9 protein-coding genes are annotated in these 10,659 nt (G+C 38.8%); 6 read left to right on the top strand and 3 right to left on the bottom strand.

Annotated features, from left to right (window positions below; all coding sequences use genetic code 11):
* Positions 1 to 428: 428 nt before the first annotated feature.
* Both PZE06_RS02380 and PZE06_RS02375 read left to right on the top strand, forming a co-directional pair.
* Positions 429 to 671 (top strand): hypothetical protein, encoded by a 243-nt coding sequence (locus tag PZE06_RS02380; protein ID WP_150913899.1) that lies wholly within the window; start codon positions 429 to 431, stop codon positions 669 to 671.
* 130 nt (positions 672 to 801) lie between these two features.
* Positions 802 to 2,121 carry a CBS domain-containing protein gene (locus tag PZE06_RS02375; RefSeq protein ID WP_150913897.1) on the top strand — a complete coding sequence of 440 codons (1,320 nt, stop codon included), beginning with the start codon at positions 802 to 804 and terminating at the stop codon, positions 2,119 to 2,121.
* 287 nt (positions 2,122 to 2,408) lie between these two features.
* Here PZE06_RS02375 and PZE06_RS02370 read toward each other — a convergent pair whose 3' ends face one another.
* Positions 2,409 to 2,711 (bottom strand): YtpI family protein, encoded by a 303-nt coding sequence (locus tag PZE06_RS02370; protein ID WP_150913895.1) that lies wholly within the window; start codon positions 2,709 to 2,711, stop codon positions 2,409 to 2,411.
* Positions 2,712 to 2,926: 215 nt separating this feature from the next.
* Here PZE06_RS02370 and PZE06_RS02365 point away from each other — a divergent pair, with 215 nt between their 5' ends.
* On the top strand, positions 2,927 to 3,877 hold the full coding sequence (locus tag PZE06_RS02365) for a DHH family phosphoesterase (protein WP_150913893.1): 951 nt from the start codon (positions 2,927 to 2,929) through the stop codon (positions 3,875 to 3,877).
* Between the two features lie 41 nt (positions 3,878 to 3,918).
* On the opposite strand, the gene ytrI is transcribed toward PZE06_RS02365, so the two are convergent.
* Positions 3,919 to 4,422, bottom strand: a complete 504-nt coding sequence (gene ytrI / locus PZE06_RS02360; RefSeq protein WP_150913891.1) for a sporulation membrane protein YtrI — start codon at positions 4,420 to 4,422, stop codon at positions 3,919 to 3,921.
* Complete coding sequence (gene ytrH / locus PZE06_RS02355; protein ID WP_150913889.1) at positions 4,419 to 4,757, bottom strand: sporulation membrane protein YtrH; 339 nt, start codon at positions 4,755 to 4,757, stop codon at positions 4,419 to 4,421. Before ytrH ends, ytrI begins: the two co-directional genes overlap by 4 nt.
* 381 nt (positions 4,758 to 5,138) lie before the next feature.
* Here ytrH and dnaE point away from each other — a divergent pair, with 381 nt between their 5' ends.
* The 3 genes from dnaE to PZE06_RS02340 all read left to right on the top strand — a co-directional run bounded on the left by dnaE (position 5,139) and on the right by PZE06_RS02340 (position 10,516).
* Entirely contained in the window at positions 5,139 to 8,507 is a 3,369-nt protein-coding gene (gene dnaE, locus PZE06_RS02350) for a DNA polymerase III subunit alpha (protein WP_150913887.1), read from the top strand.
* Positions 8,508 to 8,647: 140 nt separating this feature from the next.
* Complete coding sequence (ystJ, locus tag PZE06_RS02345; protein ID WP_150913885.1) at positions 8,648 to 9,886, top strand: NADP-dependent malic enzyme; 1,239 nt, start codon at positions 8,648 to 8,650, stop codon at positions 9,884 to 9,886.
* Between the two features lie 9 nt (positions 9,887 to 9,895).
* Positions 9,896 to 10,516: a FadR/GntR family transcriptional regulator gene (locus PZE06_RS02340; protein ID WP_150913883.1), complete on the top strand. Its 621-nt coding sequence runs from the start codon at positions 9,896 to 9,898 to the stop codon at positions 10,514 to 10,516.
* Positions 10,517 to 10,659 lie beyond the last annotated feature (143 nt).

The following is a 10,659-nucleotide window of genomic DNA, read 5'->3' as shown; positions in this document are numbered from 1 at the left end:
AAATCAATCGCTGCCTCCATTTTTCGGACTAAATGATTTTCAGGCACCAACTGGTCTAAAGCGACCATTTCTACTTGATCACGTTGAATGGAATTATGTTTCGAAAGCATCTTCATCACTCCAAGTATTGTTTCTACCTTTATTCTAAAACAAAAAAGACTGTAGGAAAACTCGATTTTCATCGAGTTTGTCTACAGTCTGAAGCGTAGCTGAACTGCTACGCTTTTTTGTGTTCGTAAAGAAGCTAAGCCATTGCGGTTTTCTCAGATATATGTCATGAAATGCCAATATATTTGCTTTTTCCCTGATATATCAAGAATATAGCCGATATATCTTATGATTTTCCGATATGCATATGGACAAATAGAACGACTTTTTTTCGCTCTTCCTGCATAAATATTAATCAAAGAAATAAAGGAGGAACGTACATGGCTAAAAATCGTTATATTCTTTGCTTATTAGCGAGCGCTGCGATGCTCTATTTTGCTTTACCTAGATTGCCGATCCATGACGGTGGACTTGCTGGTATTTTCGCACTATCCTGGCTTGTTCTCTGCCTTATTGTGATCGCTGGCAATCTTTCAGCGTTACTATATGAACCGAAAAAAGCAAAAGCAAATGTGAGACAATCACCGGTAAAGTCGCAAAAACGTCTTCGTTCATACAATTGATTGAATCTATTGCCTCCTTCACCTTATAATAAGAGAAGAAATCGGAAAATTTTATCATGGTAGATAAAGACAGGAAAAAGCCATGTTGAAATATAATGAGATGATAATTTAAATTTAAAGGGTGAAGGTCTTGGCTACAAAGCATGAACAAATTTTAGAGTATATTGATCAACTACCAGTTGGAGAAAAAATATCTGTACGACAAATTGCCAAGGCATTAAATGTAAGTGAAGGTACTGCGTACAGGGCTATTAAAGATGCTGAAAATAAAGGGTATGTAAGTACGATAGAACGAGTTGGCACGATCAGAATTGAACGTAAGAAAAAAGAAAATATTGAAAAATTAACATATGCAGAGGTTGTCAACATTGTTGAAGGACAAGTACTAGGTGGACGAGCTGGCCTGCATAAAACACTTAATAAATTTGTGATTGGTGCCATGAAGCTTGATGCGATGATGCGCTACACAGGGGCAGGCAATCTGTTGATTGTTGGAAATCGGACAAGGGCTCATGAACATGCTTTAAAAGCAGGTGCGGCTGTTTTAATAACAGGAGGGTTTGATACGGAGGATGAGGTAAAAAAACTCGCAGATGAACTTCAGCTCCCGATTATCTCAACCAGTTATGATACATTCACCGTTGCGGCAATGATCAATCGAGCGATTTATGATCAGTTAATTAAAAAAGAAATTGTCTTAGTTGAAGATATTTTAACACCTGTTACCGATACGATTTATTTAAACACAACTGATACGGTGTCTAAATGGTATGAATATAACCGTGAAACAACGCATGGGCGCTATCCGGTTGTAGATGAGAATATGAAAGTGCAAGGAATGGTTACTTCCAAAGACGTTATTGGGGTAGATCCTGAGCAGTTGATCGAAAAAATTATGACGAAGAATCCGATGACGGTTAGCGGACAAACAAGCGTTGCTTCATCTGCCCATATGATGGTTTGGGAAGGGATCGAGCTTTTGCCCGTTACAGACAATAATAACAAGCTCATAGGTATTATAAGTCGTCAGGATGTGTTGAAAGCCTTGCAAATGATTCAACGCCAACCACAAGTTGGGGAAACGATTGATGATATTGTTACGAGCCAGTTAGTGCTGTCAAAAGGGAAAATGAAGAATGATGAAACTTATCGCTGTGAGGTCACGCCACAAATGACGAACCATCTTGGCACGATTTCTTATGGCGTCTTTACAACAATTGTAACGGAGGCGGCGAACGGTGTTTTACGAGGTTTTAAAAAAGGAGATTTAGTGGTTGAAAATATGACCATTTATTTTTTGAAGCCGGTACAAATTGACAGCACTTTAGAAATTTATCCAAAGGTGCTAGAGGTGGGGCGTAAGTTTGGCAAGGTTGATGTAGAGGTCTTTAATGATGGGGTTCTCGTAGGCAAAGCAATGATGATGTGCCAGTTGTTAGACAGACAATAGTAAGTGTGACTGTGCAATGGGGCTAGTATGAAAAGCAAATGAAAGCTAGTCGATCGCTTATCTACATTTGCTTTTTGCTTTAATCATGGAAGTATAGAATACATCTAGCACAGGCCTTCTCACCTATCAAACGGCTCCGATAAGCCAAAATATGTAAGGGGCTGGATAAGGAGGAAGACTCCTTTACTTCATTCGTGCCGAAACTATTCCGAATGGGTGCAAAAAAATGTCCAAAAAAGCGAGACCTTTTTTGGACATTTTTTGCGCACATTATTTAGAAAAGACCATTATTTTTCTAACTGCTCAGCTTCTTCAATCGCATGAGGTAAATAAAATTTATAAGACTTCACTCCACCCCATACATTAATAGCACCTAACAGGAGAAAGACACTTCCAACGATATATCCAACCGCGGTTTGATTGATAAAGAACTGATTCAATCCAAAAAGGGCCACAAATAAACCAAGTGCAACAGTAGCTTTTGCTGAAACCCACTTTTTTTCTGCAGGTCTTTGTGTGCGAAAATACTTCACCTTATAAAAAATATAGAAAGAGAAAGCGAACACAAATAAGATAACGAGTATTTTCATTTGATATTTCCTCCAAGCTTGAACAACTTCACTCTTTATCTTAACGATTTTTATGAGAAAATGCTACTGTCATCATTTTTTTTGTACTAAAAGCTGGCAGCATCTTAAAGAAAGAATTTGTATAAATGATCTTTTCTTTTCATTTTTTTATGGTAAAAATGGAGATAGATAAGTTTTTTGAGGAGTACACTACAATAGCGGATAAGGAGTAAAAAATGAGAGAAAAGATATTTGAAACCATTCAAAAATATGACACCATTATTATCCATCGTCATGTCCGCCCTGATCCGGATGCTTATGGGTCACAAGGGGGATTAGCCGAGTTGCTCAAGGCTTCCTTTCCGGAAAAATCGATTTATATGGTTGGGAAGGAAGAACCGTCATTACATTATTTATCACGGCTTGATCACATTGCTGATGAGACCTATAAGGGAGCATTGGTCATTGTGACAGACACAGCGAATGAAGCGAGAATTTGCGATCAACGTTATCAGCTTGGTGATTGTCTTATTAAAATTGACCATCATCCGAATGAAGAACCGTACGGAGATTTGATCTGGGTTGATACTGATGCAAGCTCTTGCAGTGAGATGATTTATGAATTTTACCTTGCAGGACAGGTTTCAGGTTTGAAAATGTCTGATGCTGCAGCCCGTCTTTTGTATGCTGGAATCGTTGGAGATACTGGCCGTTTTCTTTATCCAAGTACAACAGAGAAAACCTTTGCTTATGCGAGCGAACTAATTAAGTATAATTTTGACAGAACAGAGCTGTTTGATCGGATGTATGAACTAGAACCTAATCTCGTTAAATTAAAAGGATACGTTCTGCAAAATTTTAACATGAATGAACACGGTGTTGCTTCGATGATTATAAATAAGGAGCTTTTAAAAGATTTTGCTGCGATTCCTGCAGAAGCTTCACTTCTTGTTAGTACATTAGGGGATGTGAAAGGCCTCCTTGCTTGGGTATTCTTTATTGAAGAAGAGGATCAAATTCGTGTTCGGTTACGTTCGAAAGGACCTGTTATTAACGGCATTGCGAGAAAATTTAATGGGGGTGGGCATCCGCTTGCGGCAGGAGCCTCCATTTATTCATGGGATGAAGTTGAGCATGTCATGAAAGAGTTAGAAGAAGCGTGCATCAATTATCGGCAGAAGTCTTAATGGGGAATGAGGGAATGGCGCATATGCAAATTCCCTCTCCGTTATTTATCAAATTGCAGTTCAACTTGAATGGTTAAGGTTGTATAAAAAACGATTTCCTTGATTTTAAGGCGGTAACGTTTTTCATGGGCTTTAAAGGTCCGGTTTTCAATCGTCCTTTGAATAAGGTCTCTGCTTTTAAAAGCAGTTTCAATATTTTGTGTTAATAACGTGCGAATATCTTCCTTTGCAGACTCCTCGATTTCATGGACACTGTAAGTATCAAGCTTGTATCTTTCGTGGTTTAAAATTTTAACTTCAATTTTTTGGATCGTCAGTTTTTCTTCATTTTCTTTATTGATTTTTTCAACATCCTCTTGCCAAATTTCTTTTTCTTTTTTCAGATCTTGAATTTCTTCTTCTTGAAGCTTGATTTCCATGCTGTAGTCCTCCATCCACTCACCAAAGATAAAAAGGAAGATAAGCCAACTGATGAGTGCGCCAATGGCCATTCCTGCGAATAATCTTCGCCATTCTTGAAATTGATGATAGGATGGAATTCTCATTCGGACACATGCTCCCCTGTTAATAGCGTAATAAAGAAGGAGCCTGTTTGTGCACCACCAAGAGCACTTAATATCAGGAGGAAGGTTTTAAAGATATCCTTCGTATCCCCGGCAAATAGTCCTCGCTCAAAACTATAGACTGCATCAAATGTACCGCCAATTGCAGCAACGATGGCCCAAATTCTGATTTGTGAGGAAATGCGGAAAATTTCTGTCATCAGTGGTTTACCAGTTAAAAAGGCACCGATGCCACCAATTAGTGCTCCTCCAAGCAACACACCTAATGCAATAAAATAGCTATCAATTAATAGAGAAAAAAAAGGTTGCTCTTTCATGTACGTTCATCCTCACTACGGAATTTTGGAACATTTTCAACGAGAATTGTTACCTGCTACTTTGTTCTGTCTCTATTTTGCATCGATTTACCAACGACATCTCGAGCCAATGTCAATAAATGCGTGCTTATTACATTCATATGGACAAATATTTGAAAATATGATTTTTCATCCGGAGTTGTTGGACGAGTTTTTCTTAAAAAAAGAGAACATCTTTTCTTTTTTTTATTTGAGGTTCTATAATAAGAACTGAAGATACTTAGAAGAAATCGAGATGGACATGATCAATAGGCAGCTAGAAAAACCAATATACAAAAAATCTGCTGCTTCTAGTTTACAAACGAAATGGTTCAAAACAGCGTATGGAAAGGTGGGATCGTATTGTCATTTGTTCACCTTCATGTATATAGTTCATATAGTCTATTAACGAGTACGACGAGGATCGCAGAGCTTGTTCAGGCTGCAAAGCAAAAAGGGTTCTCCAGCATTGCCCTTACTGATCAAAATGTCATGTATGGAACGATTGCCTTTTATAAGGAATGTTTGAAGGCAAAGATTAAACCGATTATCGGTCTGACAGTTATGGTTGAGAGCGAAAGAAACGAAAGCTCTTACCCCCTCGTGCTGTTAGCGAAAAATCAAAAAGGATTTCATCATCTCCTCAAAATATCGAGCGTTGTCCAGACTAATTCACCGACAGGAATTCCGATGAAATGGCTAAGGGGTTATGCGGACGGCATTATTGCCATTTCTCCAGGAATGAAAGGGGAAATAGAAGAGAATCTTGCAGCAGGAAATTATGATGAAGCTGTAAAGAGTGCGACGGTCTACAAAAAAATTTTTGCAAACGGTCATTTTTATTTAGGAATTCAACATCATGGCATCGCCATTGAAGAAACCATTAATAAAGGAATCATTGACCTTTCTAAAGATTTACAGCTTCAACTAGTGGCTACGAACGAGGTATATTACATCAATAAAGAAGATTCTTTTGCTCACGAATGTCTTCTTGCGATTAAAAATGGGGAGAAATTACAAGATGAGGCGAGAGAAAAGTTAGAAAATGATCACTATTATTTAAAAACAGCGGATGAGATGGGAGAGCTTTTTTCCTATCTTCCTGACGCTTTAGAAAATTCTCTTCGAATTGCAGAAGCATGTAATGTCATGATTGAATTAAACCAAATGAGCTTGCCAAAATACCCAACGAATGAAGAAAAAAGCTCGGAGCAATTATTAGAGGAGCTTTGCTATAAAGGCTTTCAAGAGAGGTACCGAGAAAGCACGGATGAACACCGAGCGAGATTAGAGTATGAATTAAGCATTATTAAGAACATGAAATTTGCTGATTATTTCTTAATTGTTTGGGATTTCATGAGGTTTTCAAGAGAAAATGGAATTTTAACTGGACCTGGAAGGGGCTCTGCAGCAGGCTCGATGGTCGCTTATGTTCTGTATATAACCGATGTGGACCCGATTAGCCACCAGTTATTATTTGAACGCTTTTTAAACCCTGAGCGGATTTCAATGCCGGATATTGATATCGATTTTCCAGATCATCGCAGAGATGAAGTGATTGAATATGTTGCAAATAAATATGGGAAGATCCATGTTGCGCAAATCATTACCTTTGGAACGCTTGCAGCCAAAGCTGTTATGAGAGATGTCGGGAGAGTTTTTGGCCTTCAAGGAAAAGAGCTTGATCAAGTATCAAAGTTAATTCCTTCTCGTCCAGGAACGACATTGACAACGGCGGTAAAGGAATCAGAAGGGCTGCGTAAATTCATTCAAGAATCACCTCTTCATCAACGATTATTTGCAGTGGCAACAAAATTAGAAGGTCTGCCGCGACATACGTCTACTCATGCAGCTGGAGTCGTGTTAACGGAAAAGCCGTTGGTGGAGTCAATTCCCATTCAGGCAGGCCATAATGATATTTACTTAACACAGTATCCAATGGACCATCTTGAAGAACTTGGATTACTCAAAATGGATTTCTTAGGACTGAGAAATCTTTCACTGCTTGAGACGATACTTGATTCCATCAATCGAAAAACTGGCAAACGTATACAGATAAAAGAAATACCACTTGAGGATGAAGCGACTTTCAAACTCCTTTCGCAAGGGGAAACAACAGGAGTATTTCAGTTGGAATCAGATGGAATGAGAAGTGTCCTGAAAAGATTGCAACCAAGTCGCTTTGAGGATATTGTCGCTGTCAATGCTTTATATCGTCCAGGTCCAATGGAGAATATACCACTGTACATTAATCGAAAGCATGGGAAAGAAACGGTCACCTACCCCCATCCTGATTTAATTCCTATTTTAGAGCGTACATACGGTGTCATCGTATATCAGGAACAAATCATGCAAATCGCTGCGAACATGGCTGGTTTTTCTTTAGGGGAAGCGGATCTGTTAAGAAGGGCAGTTTCAAAGAAGAAAAAAGAGGTCCTTAATAAAGAAAGGGAACACTTTGTCCAAGGTGCTCTTGCAAAAGGCTATGATCAAAATACAGCTAACGAAATTTATGATTTAATCGTTAAATTTGCCAATTATGGCTTTAACCGGAGTCATGCAGTAGCTTACAGTGTCATTGCTTACCAATTAGCTTACTTAAAGGCACATTATCCGGTGCATTTTATGGCAGCTCTCCTATCATCGGTGAGCAACAGTGAATCAAAAATTGCCCAATATATACGTGAAACTAAACAGATGGGGATTGGACTTTTGCCTCCATCGATCAACCAAAGTGGTTATTCATTCCTTGTTGAGCAAAATGGAATCCGTTTTAGCTTAGCAGCCATTAAAGGGGTAGGAGTTGCAGCACTTAAAGAAATTTTTCTAGCAAGAAAGAAAAGAAAATTTGTTGATTTATTCGATTTTTGTCTAAGAGTTTCTACTAGAGCGGTGAATCGCAAAGTGCTGGAAGCGCTAGTTCATTCAGGGAGCTTTGATGAATTCGGGAAAGATAGGGCGGTTTTACTTGCAAGCATTGATGTTGCGATTGAGCACGCCCAGTTAGTAAACCCAAATGAAGAAGGAGTAGGGGATTTATTTGCAGATGAAGAGACGTTTTTTTTAAAGCCTAAATATGTTGAAGTCAGCCCGATTGAAGTGGAGCTGAAGCTTCAATTTGAAAAAGCTGTTCTTGGTTTTTATTTGTCAGATCACCCCGTCTCTATTTTTAATGGGTATATGGAGCGACTAGCGATTACAGAAATAGAATTTGCTCAACCAAATCAAAAATGGGTAAAGTCGCTTATTAATATATCAGAACTTAAAAAAATTCGTACGAGAAAAGGAGAAGAAATGGCGTTTTTAGCTATTTCAGATCAAAGTGGCGATATGGACGCCGTTGTATTTCCCAATGTTTTTAAACGTTTTGCCGGTGTTTTGCAAAAAGGCAATATTGTCATAATTGAAGGGAAAATAGAAATTCGTGAGGAAAGTAAACAATTTATTATCCAGTCCGCCTTAGATGCTAGAAAGGTAATCGAGAATATGGAAAAGCCGGCGGCTACCCTCTATTTAAAGATTGAAAAGGAAAAGGAAACAGCTCCACTTTTAGCAAAGCTAAAAGAGCTAATTAAGAAGCATAAAGGCTCGACTGCTGTCGTATTATTTTATGAAAGCAAGGAGCGGACGATTCGATTAGGAGAGGATAATAGGGTAGATCCTAGCGATTCATATCTGCATTCATTGAAGCTGTTGCTCGGAGAAAAAAATGTGATTTTGAAAAGTGAATAATGAACGTTATTATTAAACAATGATTCAAAATATTAATCTTTACAATTTAAGTGAATATGGTATATTGTTCTAATATACAGCGTGGTCAGACCACTTGCGGATTTTAGAGGGGTATAATCGGAAAAGGGAGTGAATTTGGCTTGACTTTACGTGAAGAAGCATTGCATATGCATAAAATCAACAAAGGGAAATTGGAATCAAAATCAAAAATACCGGTAAGAAATGCAAAGGATTTAAGCTTAGCCTACTCACCAGGAGTGGCAGAACCATGTAAAGCGATTTATGATAAGCCTGAAAGTGTTTATGATTATACGATGAAGGGTAATATGGTAGCAGTTGTCTCTGACGGGACAGCCGTGCTTGGTTTAGGGAATATCGGTCCTGCCGCTGCCTTGCCAGTTATGGAAGGGAAGGCTGTCTTATTTAAAAGTTTTGCTGGAGTAGATGCTTTTCCTATTTGTTTAAATACATCAGATGTGGACAAAATCGTAGAAACAGTCAAGCTTCTTGAGCCGACATTCGGCGGTGTAAATTTAGAAGATATTGCTGCGCCTAAATGCTTTGAAATTGAAGAAAGACTAAAAAAAGAAACTTCTATTCCTGTATTTCATGATGATCAACATGGGACAGCGATTGTTACGGTCGCTGGGTTAGTAAATGCTCTTAAGCTAGTGGGAAAGAAAATGACCGAAATTAAAGTGGTTGCTAGTGGGGCAGGAGCAGCAGGAATTGCTATTATTAAATTATTATACCATTACGGAGTTCGCGATCTTATTATGTGTGACACGAAAGGCGCGATTTATGAAGGGCGCTCCTTCGGTATGAATGCGATCAAAGATGAAGTATCAAAATTCACGAATCGCAATAATGAGGAAGGAAGTCTCGCTGACATTATAAAAGGTGCAGATGTTTTTATTGGCGTTTCTGTGGAAGGTGCCTTAACTACAGAAATGATTCGCTCTATGAATCCGGATCCGATTATTTTTGCGATGGCAAACCCGAATCCTGAGATTATGCCAGACGATGCAAAAGAGGCAGGAGCTAAAGTGGTGGGTACTGGTCGCTCGGATTTCCCAAATCAGGTTAATAATGTACTAGCATTTCCAGGGATTTTCCGCGGGGCATTAGATGTACGTGCGACACATATAAATGAAAAGATGAAGGTTGCTGCTGTAGAAGCGATTGCTAGCCTCGTTGGAGCAGACGAGCTATCAGCTGATTATGTTATTCCTGCTCCGTTTGATCCTAGGGTCGCTCCGGAAGTGGCGGCAGCTGTTGCCAAGACAGCAATGGAAACAGGCGTTGCTCGTATTAAAGTTGATCCAGAAGAAGTGAAACAGAAGACGAGCCGGCTTGCTATCATTGGTAAAAGTGAGTGATGAAGAAATTTGAATTCTGAAGCTGTAAGCAAAAAAATTTACATTGAAATTGTGAAAAAGATTAGAAAGATGATTGATGAGGACGGGTTAAAGCCTGGTGATAAAATCCCTTCAGAACGGGAACTCTCGGAGCGCCTTCAAGTTGGGCGCTCTTCCGTTCGCGAAGCGTTGCGAGCGATTGAATTATTAGGTTTAATTGAAACGCGAAGAGGGGAAGGCACTTTCCTCCGAGATGCCCGTGGAAATCAAATGGTTCAGCTGCTGAGCACCTTCATCCTCCAGGATCAAAAGGCAGTCAAAGATTTAAAAGACACCATTCAGTTTATTGAAATGGATTGTTTAAGAGTGATTCTGCAAAGAAATAATGATGAAGGGATTCATCACTATCGGCAGACAGTCGAAATGCTGGATGACGTTTCGGATGACGAGTTTTTTTTGAAGATGGTCGAATTAACGGATAATCACTTGCTCTATCGCATCTGGGTCGTTTTAAACGACTTTTATCGTTCCTTAGATTTGAAAAAAGAGACGAGCTCCAAACCTGCATATTTAGCAGTGTTAGATGCCTTAATGAATGGAGAAGAAAAAGAAGTTATTGAAAAGTACAAGAAATTAAGAAAATTATTGTGAAAATAGGCTCTTTTCGCAAACGTGGTTGTCAATGGATCATCGTTGCAGATAGGAGCGAAAAGTAGCTTTTTAAAGATGTCCATGTCTAATGAAACTGGACAAAAAAAGTGTAGAAATCACATATCGACAACAAATGAGAAACA

The sequence above is a fragment of the Robertmurraya sp. DFI.2.37 genome (assembly GCF_029211245.1).
Lineage (GTDB): Bacteria > Bacillota > Bacilli > Bacillales > Cytobacillaceae > Robertmurraya > Robertmurraya methanolica_A.
Note: the sequence above shows the minus strand (reverse complement) of the source record. Positions and strands in the feature narration are given on the sequence as shown.

Bases quoted from the DNA above. Each gene is read 5' to 3' on its own strand.
- PZE06_RS02370 (WP_150913895.1), bottom strand. From the start codon at position 2,711: ATGAAAATACTCGTTATCTTATTTGTGTTCGCTTTCTCTTTCTATATT.
- PZE06_RS02365 (WP_150913893.1), top strand. From the start codon at position 2,927: ATGAGAGAAAAGATATTTGAAACCATTCAAAAATATGACACCATTATT.
- PZE06_RS02380 (WP_150913899.1), top strand. From the start codon at position 429: ATGGCTAAAAATCGTTATATTCTTTGCTTATTAGCGAGCGCTGCGATG.
- ytrI (WP_150913891.1), bottom strand. From the start codon at position 4,422: ATGAGAATTCCATCCTATCATCAATTTCAAGAATGGCGAAGATTATTC.
- ytrH (WP_150913889.1), bottom strand. From the start codon at position 4,757: ATGAAAGAGCAACCTTTTTTTTCTCTATTAATTGATAGCTATTTTATT.